General features: G+C 61.6%; 15 protein-coding genes and 2 pseudogenes. 9 read left to right on the forward strand and 8 right to left on the reverse strand.

Annotated elements, in window-relative coordinates:
• Nucleotides 1–36: 36 nt before the first annotated feature.
• From ACSAMW_RS05320 to ACSAMW_RS05330, 3 genes and pseudogenes are all read left to right on the forward strand, one after another.
• Nucleotides 37–594: a GNAT family N-acetyltransferase gene (locus tag ACSAMW_RS05320; protein WP_500593008.1), complete on the forward strand. Its 558-nt coding sequence runs from the start codon at nt 37–39 to the stop codon at nt 592–594.
• Between the two features lie 129 nt (nt 595–723).
• Nucleotides 724–1509: pseudogene (locus ACSAMW_RS05325) on the forward strand (MCP four helix bundle domain-containing protein); the annotation flags it as partial.
• Between the two features lie 258 nt (nt 1510–1767).
• Nucleotides 1768–2367, forward strand: a pseudogene (locus tag ACSAMW_RS05330) (methyl-accepting chemotaxis protein); the annotation flags it as partial.
• Nucleotides 2368–2418: 51 nt separating this feature from the next.
• Here the strand turns inward: ACSAMW_RS05330 and estP are convergent.
• From estP to ACSAMW_RS05345, 3 genes are all read right to left on the reverse strand, one after another.
• A complete protein-coding gene (estP, locus tag ACSAMW_RS05335) occupies nt 2419–4305 on the reverse strand; it encodes an esterase EstP (RefSeq protein WP_500593009.1) in 1887 nt (628 codons plus the stop codon).
• Between the two features lie 119 nt (nt 4306–4424).
• Nucleotides 4425–4967: an RNA 2',3'-cyclic phosphodiesterase gene (thpR, locus tag ACSAMW_RS05340; protein WP_500593010.1), complete on the reverse strand. Its 543-nt coding sequence runs from the start codon at nt 4965–4967 to the stop codon at nt 4425–4427.
• A 25-nt stretch (nt 4968–4992) separates the two neighbouring features.
• Entirely contained in the window at nt 4993–5829 is an 837-nt protein-coding gene (locus ACSAMW_RS05345; RefSeq protein WP_500593011.1) for an aldo/keto reductase, read from the reverse strand.
• A 146-nt stretch (nt 5830–5975) separates the two neighbouring features.
• Between ACSAMW_RS05345 and ACSAMW_RS05350 the strand changes: the two genes are divergently transcribed.
• Together ACSAMW_RS05350 and ACSAMW_RS05355 are read left to right on the forward strand one after the other, a co-directional pair.
• Complete coding sequence (locus tag ACSAMW_RS05350) at nt 5976–6632, forward strand: TIGR02466 family protein (protein ID WP_500593012.1); 657 nt, start codon at nt 5976–5978, stop codon at nt 6630–6632.
• 222 nt (nt 6633–6854) lie between these two features.
• Nucleotides 6855–9035, forward strand: a complete 2181-nt coding sequence (locus ACSAMW_RS05355) for a TonB-dependent receptor (RefSeq protein WP_500593013.1) — start codon at nt 6855–6857, stop codon at nt 9033–9035.
• A 40-nt stretch (nt 9036–9075) separates the two neighbouring features.
• Here ACSAMW_RS05355 and ACSAMW_RS05360 read toward each other — a convergent pair whose 3' ends face one another.
• Together ACSAMW_RS05360 and ACSAMW_RS05365 are read right to left on the reverse strand one after the other, a co-directional pair.
• The gene (locus ACSAMW_RS05360) at nt 9076–9831 is read right to left on the reverse strand and encodes a YkgJ family cysteine cluster protein (protein WP_500593014.1); all 756 of its coding nucleotides are present in this window, start codon (nt 9829–9831) and stop codon (nt 9076–9078) included.
• Nucleotides 9832–9952: 121 nt separating this feature from the next.
• Nucleotides 9953–10846: an RHS repeat-associated core domain-containing protein gene (locus ACSAMW_RS05365; protein ID WP_500593015.1), complete on the reverse strand. Its 894-nt coding sequence runs from the start codon at nt 10844–10846 to the stop codon at nt 9953–9955.
• On the opposite strand from ACSAMW_RS05365, the gene ACSAMW_RS05370 reads away from it, so the two are divergent.
• A complete protein-coding gene (locus tag ACSAMW_RS05370; RefSeq protein ID WP_500593016.1) occupies nt 10834–11736 on the forward strand; it encodes an EthD domain-containing protein in 903 nt (300 codons plus the stop codon). The two genes, ACSAMW_RS05365 and ACSAMW_RS05370, sit on opposite strands and share 13 nt — an antisense overlap.
• 10 nt (nt 11737–11746) lie before the next feature.
• Here the strand turns inward: ACSAMW_RS05370 and ACSAMW_RS05375 are convergent, their stop codons facing one another.
• The 3 genes from ACSAMW_RS05375 to ACSAMW_RS05385 form a co-directional block, all read right to left on the reverse strand.
• Nucleotides 11747–13111: a TIGR00366 family protein gene (locus ACSAMW_RS05375; protein WP_500593017.1), complete on the reverse strand. Its 1365-nt coding sequence runs from the start codon at nt 13109–13111 to the stop codon at nt 11747–11749.
• 127 nt (nt 13112–13238) lie between these two features.
• Complete coding sequence (locus ACSAMW_RS05380; RefSeq protein WP_500593018.1) at nt 13239–14453, reverse strand: CaiB/BaiF CoA transferase family protein; 1215 nt, start codon at nt 14451–14453, stop codon at nt 13239–13241.
• Between the two features lie 139 nt (nt 14454–14592).
• On the reverse strand, nt 14593–15507 hold the full coding sequence (locus ACSAMW_RS05385; protein ID WP_500593019.1) for a LysR family transcriptional regulator: 915 nt from the start codon (nt 15505–15507) through the stop codon (nt 14593–14595).
• Between the two features lie 98 nt (nt 15508–15605).
• On the opposite strand from ACSAMW_RS05385, the gene ACSAMW_RS05390 reads away from it, so the two are divergent.
• The 3 genes from ACSAMW_RS05390 to ACSAMW_RS05400 all read left to right on the forward strand — a co-directional run bounded on the left by ACSAMW_RS05390 (nt 15606) and on the right by ACSAMW_RS05400 (nt 18810).
• On the forward strand, nt 15606–16508 hold the full coding sequence (locus ACSAMW_RS05390) for an HpcH/HpaI aldolase/citrate lyase family protein (protein ID WP_500593020.1): 903 nt from the start codon (nt 15606–15608) through the stop codon (nt 16506–16508).
• Nucleotides 16509–16585: 77 nt separating this feature from the next.
• Nucleotides 16586–17935: a 2-hydroxycarboxylate transporter family protein gene (locus tag ACSAMW_RS05395; protein ID WP_500593021.1), complete on the forward strand. Its 1350-nt coding sequence runs from the start codon at nt 16586–16588 to the stop codon at nt 17933–17935.
• A 14-nt stretch (nt 17936–17949) separates the two neighbouring features.
• The gene (locus tag ACSAMW_RS05400; protein ID WP_500593022.1) at nt 17950–18810 is read left to right on the forward strand and encodes an amidohydrolase family protein; all 861 of its coding nucleotides are present in this window, start codon (nt 17950–17952) and stop codon (nt 18808–18810) included.
• Nucleotides 18811–18821: the final 11 nt, after the last annotated feature.

The following is an 18821-nucleotide window of genomic DNA, read 5'->3' on the forward strand; positions in this document are numbered from 1 at the left end:
TCATTCAAGGCGCCTCCTGACTTTCGGAATACCCCCATGATTTCAATACGGCCTATGCGGCCTGAGGATTTCCCTGCGTTCTGGCCCACTTTCCAGGCGGTGATCCAGGCCCAGGAGACCTACGCCTACGACCCGTCACTGACCCAAGCCCAGGCCCACGCACTGTGGCTGGACTACCCCCTGCACACCCTGGTGGCCGAGGAAAACGGGGTATTGCTGGGCAGTTATTACCTCAAGGCGAACGCGGCAGGCCCCGGCAGCCACGTGTGCAACTGCGGCTACATGGTGACCGAGGCGGCGCGTGGGCGTGGGGTGGCGCGGCTGATGTGCGAGCACTCCCAGCGCCTGGCTCGCGATAGCGGGTTTCTGGCCATGCAGTTCAATTCAGTGGTGGCGGTCAATGAAGTGGCCGTAGGCCTTTGGAAAAAACTGGGGTTCGAGGAAGTGGGCCGGTTGCCCAAAGCCTTCCGGCACGCTCGCCAGGGCCTGGTGGATTGCCTGGTGATGTACAAATGGCTGGAAGCCGAACCCCGCGTACCCCTGATCGGCCGCAAGAACATCGAGTCGGTTGTCTCGCGCCCGCGCCGCCCTTAACCCTACCCTTTCCGTGCGTCGGCACCCTATGCCGGTGCGCTTTAGTTTACCCAGCGTTTGCCGATGTGTAGGGCCATCGGCAGGCGGTGCCTGTGCGTTCTCTTCCGCGTACGAAAAGGGTAAACCAACATGGGCTTCATTAATAACGCCAAGCTGGCCACCAAGTTGCTCACGGCCTTCCTGCTGTGTGCGCTGCTGACGCTGGCCATCGGGATCATCGGGGGCCGCGGTATTGGCGAGGTAAGCGACAACCTGGACAGCGTGTTTTCCAACAACGTGGTCTCCATCCTGAACGTCACCAAAGTACGTAGCAACCTGATTGCGCAGAACCGCGATCTGTACCGTTATGTCTCCCTGGTGGCGGCCAACGCAAGCCCGGAAGCGCGGCGCGAGCTGATTACCTCCATGAACACCAGCCGGGATGACGCCTGGAAGGCGTTTATGACCTACCGTGCCACGCCTCTGGCAGACGATGAGCGCGCGGCGGGTGATGCGCTGCAGCAGACCGACTGGCCGGCCTTCCAGGCGTTGGTGGACAAAGCCGTCACTGTGATCGACTCCGGCGACATTGATGCTGCACGTACCGTCCTCAACGGGCCGCTGCTGGACAGCTACCGCCGTGTGCTGGGTGAAGTCACCACCATCACGGATTCGAACACACGTCAGATCGATGAGGCCGCCAAGGACTCCCGGAAAACCTCTTCGCAAGCGACCTACCTGCTGCTGGGCGGCATTGTTGTAGCCTTTGTGCTGGCCATTCTGCTGGGCCTTGTAATTACCCGCTCTATCGCTCGGCCTATCGCAGTAGCGGTGACGACAGCCCGGCGCGTGGCGGACGGCGACCTTACCGTCCCTATCCAGGCGGACCGCAAGGACGAAATCGGCATGCTGCTCACAGCCTTGGGCGGTATGCAGACCAACCTGAAAACCACCATCGAAGAAATCGCTCGGGCCTCCGACCAGTTGGCGTCAGCGGCAGAAGAGCTGAGCGCCGTCACTGACGAAAGCACCCGTGGCCTCACCCGCCAGAACGACGAAATCCAGCAAGCGGCAACCGCCGTTACCGAGATGACCAGCGCGGTGGAAGAAGTGGCGCGCAACGCCGTGTCTACCTCCGAAGCCTCGCGCAGCACCAGTGAAGCTGCCGAAACAGGCCGCAATCAGGTTCAGCAGGCCGTAGGTGCCATCAACGGCATGGCGCGCGAACTCAATGGCTCCACCGCCACCGTACAGACCCTGGCCGACCAGGTACGCAATATCGGCAACGTGGTGGACGTGATTCGCGGCATTGCCGAGCAGACTAACCTGCTGGCGCTCAACGCCGCCATTGAAGCTGCGCGCGCTGGCGAACAGGGCCGCGGCTTTGCGGTGGTCGCTGACGAAGTACGGGCACTGGCGGCCCGCACCCAAACCTCGACAGGTGAAATCGAAACCATGATCGCCACGGTACAGGCCACGGCGGATAAAGCCGTGCACGCCATGGGCAACAGCCAGTCGCTGGCACAGAACACCCAGCAACTGGCCGAAGCGGCGGACCAAGCCTTGGAACATATCACCGTAGCGGTGGCTGGCATTAACGAGCGTAACCTGGTGATCGCCAGCGCCGCTGAAGAGCAGGCTCAGGTGGCCCGCGAGGTGGACCGCAACCTGGTGAACATCCAGGACCTGTCCAGCCAGACCGCCGCTGGCGCCAACCAGACCAACGCCTCCAGCCAGGACCTCTCCCGGCTGGCGGTGTCGTTCACCCAAATGGTGGCAAGGTTCAAGGTGTAGTCAGGCCCTGTTGGACCGGGCGCAGCCCGGGAACCGCTCAGCGCCGAGGCTTCAGAAGTCCAGCGTCAGCCCCAGGTTCACCCCTTGCTGCACGTTGCCATCGCTGCCCCGCCAGTTGTAGGCACCGCTAACGGCCAGCCCCGGCGCCAACTGGTGGTGCAGGCCCAGGCTGGCACGGTTCAGGTCACGCTCGGGGCTGTACCCTTGCAGGGTAAAGCTGTTGGCGGGCAGGCTGCGCAGCGCCAAGGTCAGCTGTTGCGCATCGTCATTGAACTCGCGTTCATGGGCCACCTCCCCGAACAAGGTGGTGGCACTGGACAAGGTGCGGCTGGCTTTCAGCCCCGCCCCCAGGCGCTTGGAGTCCCGGCGTTGGTCGTCGATGTCCAGCGCGGTGGCGCGGTCTGACCGTTCCGAGTACCCGTCCACTTTCACGCTGGCGTAGTCCGCGCTCAGGAAGGGAGACACCTGCCAGGGGCTGCCCGGCTGCATCAATTGAATACCGAGCCGTCCACTTATGGCCCAGAGGTCGCCTTGGCTATCGCCTTTTTCCGACCGTTTGCTTACGCCCAGGTCGAACGTGCGCTTGAGGTTGTCGTAATCCAGGCTACCCGCCGTGGCGGCCAGGTCTGCCCACCACCGGCCTTGCTGGTACTGCGCGAAGGCGGTGCCCAGGTAGCTGTCCAGGCTGTAGTCCGAATCCGCCACGCCAGCTTCCATCTGCTGGCGGTAGTACCCCCCGGCCACGCCCACGCGCCAAGACTCGCTCAGCCGGTAGCTGCCGCCCACCGTCAGTGCATAGCCGTGGCCATCCCCCTTGGCGCCGCCGTGCTGGTCATCGAAGGAAACCTGCTGCCCACCGGTATCAAGCATGGCCTGCCACTGGCCCACCGGCTGCCAGGCCTGCTGCCATTGGTTGCGCAGGGCGTCCTGGTGGCTGCGCAGGCTGCCGTGGGCCATTTCTGGCAACAGGGTCAGCTCCCAAGGCGCAGACAGAATGGAATAGCCATAGTCGGCAATCAGCCTCTGGCCGGTGGTGGTGGGGTGCACCTTGTCATTGAACAGCAATTTGCTGGCATCGGGGTTGGTGCCGTTCTGGCCGTATTTCGCGCTTTCCTTGCACTGGTCGCCATTGAAGCAGGCAGCTACCAAGTTCACATCGGTCGCCAGGCCATAACGGGCGGGGTCGGCTACCACTTCCGAAAGCAGTTGGGGCACATTGAGGGGAATGATCTGGGCGTCGATCTGGGCCAGCTGGGCGACAAGCGCCTGGTTGAACACCTTGGACAGGGCTGAAACCCCCGCCTGCCGAGGGTCGCCATCGAAGAACGGCGTAAGGCCCAGGTCTGGGAGCAGCCATACCATCATGTATTTTGCGCCGGCCTGCTGAAGGGCTGCCGCACTGCTGGCCAACTGGCCTGCCGCCACGACCGCCGTAGCCGGTGACGTGACCTGCTGCTGCAGGAAATCGTTACCACCCCCGGTGATGTAGTACAAGGCCTTGGGGTCGGCGCGGTTGCCGTTGGCCAGGTATCCCGGGCGGGTGCGCAGCGTGAGCCCGAAGGCTTCCACGGTGGACTGGCCGGTGATGGAGTCCAGAATCTGGTCTGTGCGGTAGCCCCCCACCGCCCAGTTGTTGCCGTCTGGCAGGCCGATCGCCGCATTGATCACTGAGGTAGAGGCACCTAGGTCCAGAGAATCGATGCCCAACCGGTTACCTAATAACGTGGGTGACACCGCGCCATAAATTCCGCCATCTCGGTTGGTAGCGCGCAAGCTGGCACCCTGGGGCCCGGCCAGGTCCGGGAACTGCCCGGCATCGCTGAGGCTGTCACCGAACACGATCATGGTGGAGTAAGGCGAAGGATTGGCCGAGGCAGGCAAGGCTGCCATGCCCAACGCGAAGGCAATGGCTGAGGCCAGTAGGGTCTTTTTATTCATGCAGGTATCGTCCTTGTAGTGTTGTTGATACGGATGAGGACGATAGTACTAATTGCCCGGCATTTACACCCTGCCGGGGTCAATAAACAGCATTTTGTATCCAATTGAATAGATTGGACTTATTGGAACGGCCAGGCCTGGATAGGCAGGTACTGACCCTTCCTGGATTCGAACAGTGTGAAGTGCGTGGCTGTCAGCCAGAACTCAGGCGGCTCGATGGTCTCGGGCGCCTGGTTGCGAAAATCCCGCGTCAGGGTCAGGTGGGGGCGATAGCCCTGCAGTTCGGGCAACAAGCCCAGCGGCTGCATGGCCTGCTGCAGGTCGTAGGCCAGGCGCGGCAGCGCAGCGGGAGGCTGGTCGGCAGTCAGGGCTAGCACCGATGAGCGATGCCAGGCTTCCAGTGTGTCCAGCACCACCCTGAGTGACCCGCCGGGCCGCTTCACTACGTTGGCTGCTGCCATCACGGAAGGCAGCAACTCAAGGCCTACGTCACCCAGAAACAGCAACGTGATGTGGAAGTTGGCTGTGGGTACTCGCCGCGCAGTGCCCAGGTTCAGGCTGTTGCGCCAGCGAGCGATGGCCTTGGCCTGGGGACCTGAGCAAGCAATGGCAAAGAACAGCCGTTTGAAGGGCTGCCCCGGTGGCCGTGCGTACAGGCTCATCAAACGGCCTGGTTAATGGGCACTGTTAAGCGTCCATGTCGAAGGTTTGGGGGTCCGGGCCCAGGCGCTGGTTGTCTTCCAGGCGTGCGATCTGCTCCCGGTCCTGGGCGTCCAGCTCGAACTCCAGCACGTCGAAGTTGGCGGCGATACGCTCCGGCGTTACAGATTTGGGGATCACGATCACGCCGTTATCCAAATGCCAGCGCAGTGTGACCTGTGCCGCCGTCTTGCCGTATTTGGCCGCAATGGCTTGCAACACCGGGTCGTCAGCCACTTTGCCCTGGGCCAGCGGGCTCCAGGCTTCGGTATGAATGCCCAGCTTCTCATGCACCGCGCGCAGGTCGGCTCGCTGGAAGTACGGGTGCATCTCGACCTGGTTCACGGACGGGGTAACGCCTGTTTCTTCGATCAACCGCTGCAAATGGTCAGGGTTGAAGTTGGATACACCAATGGACAATGCACGCCCTTCGTCACGCAAGGCGATCAGGGTTTTCCAGGTGTCCAGGTAGGCATCCTTCTGCGGCAACGGCCAGTGGATCAGCAGCAGGTCTACATAGTCCAGCTTAAGCCGGTCAAGGCTGCGTAGCGCGGCTTCACGGGAAGGCTGGGCACCTTGGTCAGCGTTCCACACCTTAGTGGTCACGAAGTAGGATTCGCGTGGCAGGCCGGCATCTTCGAGGCCCTGGCCTACGCCGGTTTCGTTGTTGTAGATAGACGCCGTGTCGATGGCGCGGTAGCCGGTTTCAAAGGCGGTGCGCACGGCCTGACGTGCCTGCTCGTCGCTGGCTTTCCACACGCCCAGCCCCAGTTGAGGCATCATTTTGTCGTCATTGAGGGTGACGTAAGGGACGGACTTGCTCATAGCGGCTCCTTCAGGAAAATAAACAGGCACTGGGTTAACGACAGCGCTAACCCCGCCTGGGTTCGAACATTCACGGCCAGCCCCTAGGTTGCGAAACCATGGTTTTGACACCACACTCAGCCTTTCAGTAGTTCGGTGTGCCGCCTATGACCCCGCTGCCTTTCGACGAAAGCACCTTGAAAATTCGCAAGATGTTCCCAACGCCACTGGTAAGTTGCAGGCTCCCGGAAGCCGAAGCATTGAACGCGCGATTGATGGCAGCCATCTTCGCCGAAGAAGCGCGGTCCCGTGGCGTGCAGCACAGCAACCAAGGGGGTTGGCAATCGGACGCCGACTTTGCCACCTGGTCGGGCGAGGCCGGCGCCCAGCTGCTCGCCTTTGCCCAAGACATGGCTCGCAGCCTCACGGCGGTGCACACCCAGGACAACGCGTTGGTGCATGCCACCTTCGACTGGCACTTCAACGCCTGGGCCAACATCAACCGTGCGGGGGACAGCAACGGGGTGCACGGCCATGCAGGTGCGTTCTGGTCTGCTGTGTACTGGGTAGACAATGGCGGGCGTGCCGAGGATCCCACGATCGGGGGCGACCTGGAGTTCCTGGACCCACGGGGCCTGGTGGCGTCGGCCTACCGGCCTGAACTGCGCATGCGCATCGAAGAATGCGTGGCGGCCGGGTGCGCTACCACCGAAGCAGCCAGCAGTGGCACGCTGATCATGTTCCCCTCCTGGCTGTTGCACAGTGTTCGGCCCTTCAAAGGCACGCGGCCACGGGTGTCCATCGCGTTTAATTTCGGCCTTTAACCCCTCTCATATCCTCCCTTCTACCCTCCTGAACGCTGCCTTTTCTACAAGGCAGCAAGGTCGCCTGCGCGAGCGGCAGTGAACCATTCAAAAATGTGAAAAAAAGTTCAAAATTTTGATAACAGTTTGCAATCACTGCTGATAGCATTTCCCGCCTGATATTCATTCCTATTGCCACGGAACGGCGCTCCCCTGACCTGACTTGCTCCAGGAACACTTCCGATGGCCGTTCGTTTCCCGTCCCGCCCCACCCTGCTCGCGCTGTGCTGTGCCCTGAGCGTTACCGCTCAAGCGGCTGACAACAGCGTTGACCTGGGCACCATTGCCGTCACCGCGCAGCAATCCGAACAAAAAGATGCCCTGCCCCCGGAACTCCCTGGCGGCCAGGTGGCACGCGGGGGCCAATTTGGCCTGCTGGGCAACAAGGACATCATGGACGTGCCGTTCACCATGACCAGCTATACCGCCAAGCTGATCGAAGACCAGCAGGCCGAGGACGTGGGCGATGTGCTGATGAACGACGCGTCGGTACGGCAGGCGTATGGCTATGGCAACAACGCGCAGCTGTTTGTGATTCGCGGGCTCACCCTGAACGCGGACGATATTTCCTATAATGGCCTGTACGGCGTATTGCCACGGCAAATCCTGTCCACAGACGCGTTGGAGCGTGTGGAGTTGTTCAAAGGCCCCAACTCATTCCTCAATGGCGTATCGCCCACAGGTTCGGGCCTGGGCGGTGCAGTCAACCTGGTGTCCAAGCGCGCCGGTGATACCCCTGTGCGTCGCTACACCCAGGATATTTCCACAGACGGCCGCGTGGGCGAACACCTGGACCTGGGCCAGCGCTTTGGCGAGGACAACCGCTTTGGCGCCCGTGTGAACCTCAGCCAGCGTGAGGGCGAAACGGCCGTCGACGATCAGGATCAGCGCAGCAAGCTGTTCGTGGCAGGGCTGGACTACCGCGGTGACCGCTTCCGGGTATCCACGGATTTCGGATACCAGAAGCAGCGGATCAACCACACCCGCAACTCGGTGCAATTGGATAGTGGCTTGACCGGTATCCCCCACGCGCCCGATGCCAGCAAGAACTATGGCCAGGATTGGAGCTATACGGAAACCGAGGACACCTTTGCCATGCTGCGGGGGGAGTATGACCTCAATGAGACCTGGACGGCTTACGTAGCCGGTGGCGGGAAGCACACGCGGGAGACGGGGTTCTATGGCACCCCCGTGCTGACCAATGCCGCAAGCGGCGCGGCCACCATTGGGGGGTCGAACATCAACCATGATGAAGACAACCTCAGCCTGATGGCGGGGCTCAATGGCACCTTCCAGACAGGGCCGGTCAGCCATCAGGTTGCCATTGGCGCGGCGGATATCTGGACACGCCAGGAAAATGCCTTCGCGTTCTACAACGGTAACGGTGGCGCCACTAATCTGTATCACCCTGTGGCACTGGCAAAACCTACCAATGCCTGGTTCACCGGTGGGGACCTGGGAGACCTGTCGGTCACGGGCAGAACCAACAACCGCAGTATTGCCTTCTCCGATACCCTTGGGTTCTTCGATGACACCCTGCTGGTTACAGCAGGTGTGCGTCGCCAGGAAATGGTGGTCAAAGGGTATTCCTACGAAGGCGGAAGCTCACCAGACTATACCGGTGACCGGAACGCCACCTATGACAAAGCCATCACCACGCCAGTGTACGGTGTGGTGTACAAACCCTGGGAGCGCGTGTCCTTCTACGCCAACCGTATCGAAGGCCTGGCACAAGGCCCTAGCGCACCTAGCACAGCCCTCAATTTCGGCGAAGTGTTCTCACCCGGCCGTACCAAGCAGCTGGAAGCCGGCGTGAAATTCGATGGGGAAACCTACGGGGCCACCCTGGGTGTATTCCGCATCGAGAAACCCACCGATGGCTACCTGGATGGCTTGGTGTATGTGGTCAAGGGTGACCAGGTTAACAAAGGTATCGAGCTGAACCTGTTCGGCGAACCTGTGGAAGGCCTGCGCCTGATGGCGGGCGCCACGCGGGTGTTCACCGAGATGCAGGATACGGGGGATGACACCACCGAAGGCAACAAGGCCGTAGGGGTGCCGACCTTCACCCTGAACGCCAGCGTTGACTGGGACGTGCCTGGCCTTGAAGGCGTGGCATTGAACGCACGCATGCTGCGCACGGGCGGGCAATACGCCAATGCGACCAATACCCTGACGCTCCCCACCTGGAACCGCTTCGATGCCGGCGCCCGTTACAAATTCCGGGTGAGCCAGAAGGACATCACCCTGCGTGTGAACGTGGAGAACATCACTGATAAAAACTACTGGGCGTCGGCTTACGGCGGTTACCTGACCCAGGGCGAACCGCGGTTGGTAAAGCTCTCCGGCACGGTGGATTTCTGATCTACCGCTGGGCCTGATCTACCGCAGCCGTCAGACACCATCAACCCACCTTGCGCAGCGGAATATACGAGGAATTCTGCTGTTCAAGGGCGGCCTGGATCAGCGCGCCGGTCTCCTCCAGGCGTGCGATCAGGGCCTCATCCGGGGCCAGCAGCGACCAAGGCTGCATACCCGCCGACGCCGCCAAGCCCAGTGCTTCTACCCGTTGAGCCGCTTGGGCGAAATGACCCATATCCGGCAGGAACGCCGCAAAGCCTTCCCCCTTCACCGCCATGGCATGAATACCCAGCACCTTGCAGATCGCGGCCTTGGCCGCGATGTCATCCCGGTCGGCCTGGCGGGAACGTTCGATCAGCTGTTCCAGCTCGGTGGCTACGGGCTTGCCGCCATGGATCAACACAGGCCCTTGCTCCCAAGCCTGGGGCGGGCAATCCTTGTTTTCAGCACGCAGGGGAATGTGCGGGTTGATCTCAGCGGGGTAGATACGGCACACCAGCGGCCGACGGTCGTAGATACGGCACATCTGGTTTTCGTCCAGGTTGCGGCAGGGCCCCACGTTAAAGGCCGCGAACGTAACGGCCACATGGGCATGGGTGCTGCCGCAAGGTACGCGCAACGAACGCCGCTGGGCGTGTTGCAAGGCCGGGTCCAACGCCAGGCGCTCGTCTTCCAGAAAGCCTTCCGTCAGCACAATCACCTGCCCCCCATCCGCAGCCCATTGCACGGCTTCGCTCAGGGTGAGCGGAACATGATGGTCATTACAGCACTTGCCACAACCCACACAGGAAAACCGCATGCGCTACCTCGGCCGATGGGCCCACCGCTGGGAAATTGGCGAGTGGGCGAGACAGGAAAGGTAGGAGCAGGATGTGTGCCATTCGACATAGCCTAGATACAGATTACTGACAAACAGTGGCCTATTGATTCATTGGCGCTTTCCGACGACCGTGGGCGTCAACGTAGACCTCATAACTGTCAACCGAATCACGTGATGTCAGGGTGGAAATGTCGTCTAGGGTAGGCCCGAGTTTCTTAGGGGGACTACCACTAGGAGATAACTGGGGAGAATTAAGCGCTCGCAAAGAGCGTGCACGCGACTCAGGACCAAAGGAGCGGATGATAGCTATTTGTTTGCCGCGGTTGATAGCTCCGTCGGTGACCACTGAAGGCAAGCTCATTGTTCTCTTCAATGGCCGAGCCTTCTTTAACTGCTTCAAAAGAAGCTTCACAAGTCCGCTCTCTAAGGACATCCGCCCTTCAGCGTCCTCTCGGTTCACAGGGTCCGCCAGACAATAGGCATAACTGTTCATCCCACCGGCGCCAAAGGGGCTAAGAGCATCTGGCTGCCCAAAGCGCAATAGTTCAGGCCAGTACCCACGGTGCCCATTGCCCAGTAGCAACATGCCCGCCGGTTCATGAAGTAGCCCGAGATACCCGATTGAGCCAGCGCTTGCTGAACTGTAGCCAAACGCCGTATGCGATAGGGAGCAACTGGGCGGCAGACGTTTTGATATAGAACGCTGGAGATCGGTAGCCAGTAAATTTCCAAACATACATTGCATAGTTTCGTCCAGGCCATTTCTAAGCCCCGATGGTCGTTTATCGCCACAGGTGCTGCCTAGCTGGCAAATGATGAGGTTTTTCCAAAACGGCAATTCACATAGCCGCACGGCGCAGGCGGGTTGCTTCAGAAGCGGGCTAGATCGCCCTACCTCACGTCGGAAAACGAGTGCCATACCTGTGCCATCTCCGCTTCGCCTGTGTCTATCCCACAGCCTACAAGGAGGAACCGCCTGCCATGGACAACCCATTGACCGCGCTGGACTCGTCGTCCCGCGACCGCACCATCGCTATCAACTCGTACACCACCGTACTGCGCCATCCCAAAGTGCCCTATCCGCTGTTCGCCGATTACTGGCGCGACGTGCATGGCCCGCTGTGCTCACGAATTCCGGGGTTGGGCTGGTATGTGCAATATCACTTCGCCCGCGAGCATGATGCGCACCTGTGGCCCCAGGTGGAGGGCATTGCGCCCTTGCCAGGGTACGTACTCGATGGTGCGGTGGAAATCGGCTTCGGCGGTGCCGCGGACCAGCAGCGTTTCAAAGCCGCCAGCTCGTTGCTATTCACAGACGAACAGAATGTGTTTGAAGAAACCCTGTGCTACGACCTGCCCCAGGGCTCCACTACCTATGTGGACTACCTGGCAGACCCCTGCCCGAACGACACCTACCCCTTGGACCGAGTACATGTGCATTTCCATGGGGAGGCGGGCGAGAGCGATGCTTTCCACGCGTTCCTGAGCGAGCAGCTGGCACCCACCATCGCGGGTGACCCCGCCATTATCAAGCTGCGCCTGCACCTGCCCTCTCCGTATGACAACGCCCGCCCCAGCCCACCGGCGCCGGGTGTGAAGCATGAAGCCCCTGCGGCACGGCTGCACCTGGCCATGCTGGAACTGGTGTTCGAGTCCGCGTTGGCACGGCGGCAGTTTTTCAATTCGGCGGCGTTTCGCCAGGCCACCCAAGGGTTGGCCAAGCATGCGCGCTACGTCACGCCCTTCTCTGTCAGCGGTGTCTTTACCTATGTACGAAACGGTGAACTGACCCTTGCCGGCCGGCGCGGGAGCCGTTCTGCTCAGTTGATCTACCAGTTAGGGGCCATCAACCAGATCGCCCCCGAGGTGCTGGAGTTGTTTTGACGCCTTTGGCCTACAGCAGCAGCAATAACGAGGCCCCATACACGATAGCGCCCACCAGGAAGGTGGCAAAGGTAAAGCCCAGTACGCGCTGCACGCCTACGCCGGCCATGGCAACGACCGGCGCTGCCCAAAAGGGCTGCAGCATGTTGGACACCTGCTCACCCATGGCCACTGCCATGGTGGTGCCCGGCAGGGACGCGTGCAAGGTCACCGCTGCGGGAATCACGAACGGCCCTTGCACTGCCCAGTGGCCACCGCCGCTGGGGATGAGGAAAGTCACCACCAACGAGCAGACATAGCTCCAGAACGGCAACGTGTGCGCGTTGGAAATCGCCACAAAGGCATGGGCGATCACACCTGGCAACCCCGTCGCCTCCATGATGCCCATCAACCCGCCGTACAAAGGGTACTGAAGCATCATGGAGCCGCTTTGACGGGCTGCATTCTTGACCGCATTGGCGTAGGCCAGAGGGTAGCGGTGCAGCACGATACCTGCGGTGAACATCACCAGAATCACGGCATTGACGCCTGCGAACGGCACCTGCCCCAAGTAGGCGAACACCATCACCAGCAACCCGACAGCGCCCATCATGGCGCTGCCTAGCCATGAATACTCCAACCGTTGCGCGAACGTCCAAGGCCCTTGCGGAACGCTATCCAGGACGGGATCTGGGTGTTTGGCAATGTCCAATGCGATCACGCTGTCCCCACGGGGGCGAAGCACGGCCAGCACCACAGGGATCACCAGCACCATCACCAGGTTGGGCACCAGGTTGAATGGCGCAAACACCATCTCGCCCAGGCTTAATACCTGGCCTGTCACCTTCTCCACCACGTTCATGGGGCTACCGGCCGTGCTCTGGGCCAGCACAATGGAGCTGGACAACCCGCCGGCCCACACTACCCACCCAGAAAAGCCGGCGGCTACGATCCAGGCGAAATCCACGTGCATGCGCTTGGCGATTTCACGGGCCAGTAGCGCACTCATCACCAGCCCAAACCCCCGATTGAAAAAGGACGTGACCGCTACGCTCACGAAAATCAGCGCCCCGGCCTGGGCCGGGGTGCGCGCCAGGCGGATCAGCCGAGTAAACAGCCGCTGGATGACCGGTGCGTGGGCCAGCGCGTGTCCCAATACCAGCACAAGGGTGATTTGCAGTGCAAAGGTGAAGATGGAGAAGAAGCCTTTGTACCACCCTGACACGATGTTAGCCGCAGACGCCTGTGGCCCCCAGATGGCAGCGCCAACAGCAATCAGGAAGGTAAGAAACACGGCCAGCACAAAGGGGTCGGGAATGGTGCGCTCGAACACCCGAATGGTAGTGTCGGTCAAGCGGGTGCGCAGGCTGCGGGGAGCTGTCGCATGGGAGGTCATTGTGGCGCCCTCCCTAGCAAACGGCGCAGCGTAAGGTAAAACGCCAAGAGCGTTGTCATGGTGGGCATCCTGTTGTGATTGTTATGGACGGTGCTACTGGGTTAGCGCGTTTCTGGAGCGGCGCTCGCTACTGCAGCGCGCCGCTGGCTCGCAACTGGCTGATCTGCACAGGGCTGAAGCCGTGCGCGAGTAATACCTGGTCGGAGTTCTGCCCCAGGGTGGGCGCTGCGAACGGTGCAGAACCTGGCGTGCGGCCAAAGCGGATTGGCCCGGCAAAGCCCCGGTAATGCCCTACCTGTGGATGGTGGTAGTCCGCGATCAACGCTTCGGCCTGGCATTGCGGGTGGTCGAACATGGCGTCAACTGGGCGAGCAGCCGCGCACGGTACATCGTCACCAAAGGCTGTTTCCCATTCCAACGCGGTGCGGGCCTGCAAGGCCGCATGCAAGCGCGGCACGATTTCGGCGTGGTGCTGGGCACGCTTACGTACGCTGTCATAGCGCTCATTGAGCAAGGCCTGCAACCCCGTGTGCTCGCACAGCGCCTGCCAGAAGCGCGGGGTGTTGGCGGACAGGTACAGGTGGCCTTCGCGGGTGGGATGAATGCCTGTGATCCCTCCCGAACGCATGTCGCGGTCCACGTCCGCCGGTTCGCCTTCGGCCCACACCAAACGGGCAGACTGCATCGCCAGGGCGCTGCGTAGCAAGGACACGCCTACGTACTGCCCTTCACCGGTAGTTTCTCGTTCGAACAAAGCCGATGCCACGCTGCCTGCCACCAAGGCGGCCGCGTAATAATCCACCACCGAGCCGTACAACACCTCGGGTGGCCCACCCGGTTTGGCCTGTGCGGCGCACATGCCGGTCAGGGTCTGTAGCACCTGGTCGTAGCCAGCCTTGTCTTTCAGCGGCCCGGTTTCGCCATAGCCGGTCACTGCGCAGTAGATCAGCCGGGGGTTAAGGGCTTTGAGCTGCTCGTAGCCAATGCCAAGCCGGCCAGGCACATTCGGCCGGAAGTTATGCACCAGCACATCGGCATCACACACCAGCCTGTACAAGGCCTGAAGGCCTTCAGGCCGCTTGAGATCCAGCACCATGCCCAGCTTGCTACGGTTCACCCCCAGAAACGCACGGCCTTCGGCAGCCAAAGTAGAGGGGTATTTACGCAGGTTATCACCGGCAGGCGGCTCGACCTTGATGACCTCGGCCCCCTGGTCAGCCAGTAAAGCGCACCCATAAGGCCCTGCGATATACGCGCTCAGGTCCAGTACCCGTACACCGGTCAGCGGCCCGCGCGGCCCTTCGGGAAACAGACGGGCCGAGGGAGTTTGGGGCTCATTCATGAAAGGTCTCCACAGGCTTTCTTGTTGGAACGGGTCGACCCGCTGAGGCGCGTCACCCGTTATGGAGGCCAGTCTGCGTGGAGGCAAAGCGGATTAAAAATAGTTTTCAATGGGTTCAGAGTGAAATAAAAACGAAGTCTCACTCGTCGAGGTTGGTGGCATATAGCACGTCGCAAAACACATTGATCAGTTTGATCTTGGCCGAGTTACGCTTCCACAGCAGGCCAATGGGCCGATGCAGGCCTGCGCCCGGTAGCGCCAGTTGCGCCATGGCGCCCAAGTCGACGTGCAGGGGGTGCCAGCGTGGCACCATGGACACACCCAACCCACCCGCCACCATGGCAGCGATGGCATCCAGAGAGTCGATCTCGAACCGCTCTTTTGGCGCGATCCCTTCTTCCAGCAAATACCGATCCGCCAGCAGGCCGCCCCAGGAACGGCGGTGGTAGCGAATGAACGGCTCGGTGGCCAGTACCTGATGGGCTTGGTGCCCGGCCAGGCGGGCGGGCACCAGCACCATGAACGGCTCGTTCTGCAAGGGCCGCCAGGTGAATTCCTTGGGCACCTCGAATGCGGGGCGCACCATCAACCCCACGTCAATGTCCCCGTCGATAACCTTTCGGTACAGCTCGGTGGACACCGCCGGCTCCAAGTGGGTATGCAGGTGCTTGTAACGGTCAATCAGGGTCGACAGCACCCGTGGCACCACATACGCCAAGGCTGTGGAAATACAGCCGACCCGCAGGTCCCCGGCGATCACATCCAAGGCCGCAATGGCACTCAGTTCCTGGGTTCTGCGGACCAGTTCAGTGGCAGGGCCGATCAACGCCAGGCCCGCCGCAGTGGCCTGCATGTTACGGCCGGCGCGGGTCAGCAAGGGCGTGCCGATTTCGTGCTCAAGGGCTTTGATGCGCTGGGCCACTGCCGTAGGCGTGAGGTTGAGTGCGCGGGCGGCAGCAGCGGTTGAACCCAGCCGAGCCACGTGAAGAAAACTGTCAAGGTAGCGGGTGTCCACAGTGAACCCTTTTTGGACTTTGAACGAAGTAATACGCACTTTAGTTATGTTCCTGCGGTTTGCACTATAGGGCCTGCCGATCAGCCGGCGCAGCAGCGTCACAACAAGCACCCCACAACAAGAACCGAGGACCGACCATGCGCAGCAAACTATTCGTGCCCGCGTCCCGCCCGGAGCTCTTTGCCAAAGCCGTGGCCTCCCAGGCCGATGCCGTCAGCTTTGATTTGGAAGATGCCGTGGCACCCAGTGCCAAGGACAGCGCGCGCGATCAGCTTGCCGCGTTTCTCACCACGTTGGCACCCAGTGTGGTGCCCGATACGGCGCCCGGTACGGCGCCCGGTACTAAAACGCTGGTCGTTCGTGTGAACGACCTGGCGTCCCCTTATTTCCACAAGGACCTGGCTGCCGTGGTCGGCACGGGCATACACCAGGTGAACCTGCCAAAGGTCGAGTCGCCCGAACAGGTTCATGCCCTGGCCCACCAATTAGAGGTGTTGGAAGCGCAGCACGGGGTGACCCTACCCTTGGGCATTCTGGTCACCATCGAGTCCCCACTAGGGTTGCGTAATGCTGCCGCTATCGCAGCGGCCAGCCCCCGTATCACTGGCTTGCAACTAGGGCTGGCCGACTTGCTGGAGCCGCTGGGCATCGACCGCACCAATGCGTGGACCCTTCACCACCTGCGCCTCACCTTGCGGTTGGCGGCCGGGGAAGCCGGGGTTACCGCCTATGACTCCGCCTTTGCCCGCGTAGACGCCCCACACGCGTTTCTGGAAGAAGCCCAGGCGGCGCGGCAACTGGGCTACGCGGGCAAGTCCTGTATTCATCCTTCCCAGATCGACCTGGCAAACCAGGCCTTCGCTCCAGACGCCCAGCAGATCGCTCGGGCATTACGGGTGGTGGCCGCTGCCCAGGCGGCTGAGGCCTCGGGCACCGGTGCTTACCTGGTGGATGGCCAGATGGTCGACGCCCCCTTTGTTCGCAGCGCCCAGGCCACGCTGGCACAGGCACGACACACCGGGCTGCTGCCAGCAACCTGACGAGCGCCTACGTTCCCGGCCACCCTGCCACTGGGGAGCCCTTACCGTCTTCATCATCACAACAATAAGAGGTGGTTATGCGCAACGCCGCGCCCTTCCCCACACCCACATCCCCTTCACCGGCTGCCCCAGCGGCCTTATGGCTGAGCGTACGCATCAGCTTTATACCCTTGATCATTTATATCCCGCTGGCCTTGCTGATTGCGAGCCTGATGCTGACCGGGCAACTGAAAGCCGACCTACCGACCATGGTGGCAGTCATCGGCATGGGCGGCGCTACCTGTGCCGAAATCGGCAAACGCCTTCCGCTGCTGGGCAGCATGGGTGGCGCCGCAATCGTGTCGGCGTTCCTGCCCTCCTACCTGGTCAGCCTGGGTTGGGTACATGCCGACCTAGTGAAAACGGTGACTGATTTCACTAAGGCCAGTAATTTCATCTACCTGTTCGTATCTGCCGTGGTAGTGGGCAGTATCTTCACCATGGACCGCGACCTGATCATTAAAGGGTTCGCCAAAATCTTCCTGCCGCTGGCGGTGGGCTCAGCTCTGGCACTGGCAGCAGGTGCGGCGGTTGGGGTGGCCTGTGGCATGCCCCTGCGGCAAGTGCTGTTCTTTGTCATCATTCCAGTGATGGGTGGCGGCCTGGGAGAGGGCGCCATTCCACTGTCTGTGGGCTACGGGGAGATCATGGGCGTGGAGTCGGGGCGCATTCTGGCGCAGCTGCTGCCGGTGATTCTGCTAGGCAACCTCTGCGCCATCCTGTTCTGCGGTTTGCTGGACCTGATCGGCAAACGCTACCCGCAGCTGACGGGCAATGGCCGTTTGCAACCCAGTGACACCACAAAGCCCAACCAGCCCTCTCCTGCCGCAGCCGCTGCACCGGACACCGGCGAGGTGATCAACAATGTGATCGCCGCAGGTATGTGCGCCATGGCGCTCTACCTGGCCGGCGTGCTGATGCATGCCCTGTTTGGCCTGCCTGGCCCCGTGTGTATGCTGCTCCTGGCCGTGGCGCTGAAGCTGGCCAATGCCATTCCCGCACGCCTGGAAAGCGGCGCCCGCACCCTGTTCACGTTCTTCACCACAGCGGTGACCTACCCGTTGCTGTTTGCCAACTCCATCGCCGTGACCCACTGGCATGAATTGAGCTCGGCATTCCATGTGGGCAACCTGCTGACCATTATTACTACGGTGGGCGTACTGGTGCTGACGGGCTGCGTAATGGCCCGCAAGCTGGGGATGTACCCAGTTGAAGTCGGGATCGTGAACAGTTGCCACAGCGGCCTGGGCGGCACGGGGGACATTGCCATCCTGACAGCGGCCAACCGTATGCAACTGCTGCCCTTCGCACAGATTTCCACACGCATCGGGGGCGCCATCACGGTGATGCTAGCGTTGCTGTTGTTCTCTCAATTGCCACCGGCCTGACGGGGAGCCTGCCCATGACCATTTCCCGTGCGCCCCATTCCACCCGTACCGAGCGCCCTGTACCGCCGTTGCCGCCCAATGCCTGTGACGCGCACTTGCATATTCTCGACAGCCGGTTCCCGGCGGCCAACCCTGACGCGGTTACACCACAGGGCATGACCTGGGCCGACTACGGGCACGTTCAGCGGCACCTGGGCTGCCAACGTGCTGTCATTGTGCAGGCCAAGCATTACGGCTTTGACAACCGTTGCCTGTTGGATGCCTTGGCACGTAGCCAGGGCCAGGCCCGAGGCGTGGCCGTGGTAGCCAGTGATGTGAGCGAAGCCGCGCTGCAGCAGCTTCACCACGGTGGTGTTCGGGGGGTACGGTTCAGTGTGTGGAACAGCCACAACGCCATTGCCAGCTGGGACACTCTGGCGCCGCTGGCAGAGCGCATCGCCCGCCTGGGCTGGCATGTGCAGTTGCATGCCACGGCCGACCAACTGGTCACGCACGCTGCTTTGATAGAAGGGCTGCCTACCCCTGTGGTGATCGACCACATGGGCCGCCTGCCACCTGATCAGGGCCTGGCCCACCCCGCTGTACCGCTGTTGCGCCGCTGGCTGGCGCAGGGCACCACCTGGATCAAGCTGTCCGGCGCCTACCTGAACAGCACCCACGGCGGCCCCGACTACCCCCCAACGCTGCTCACCGCACAGCAGCTGGTGCACTGGGCACCTGAGCGGCTGTTCTGGGGCAGCGACTGGCCCCACGTCACCGAACACCACAAGCCTGACGATGCCCACCTGGTCAACCTGCTAGGCGCTTGGGCAGGCGACCACTGGCAGGCGATTCTGGTGGACAACCCCGGGCGGTTCTACGGCTTCGATGATTGAGTGCCACCTCC

It is taken from the genome of Pseudomonas sp. AB39(2026), assembly GCF_059831485.1.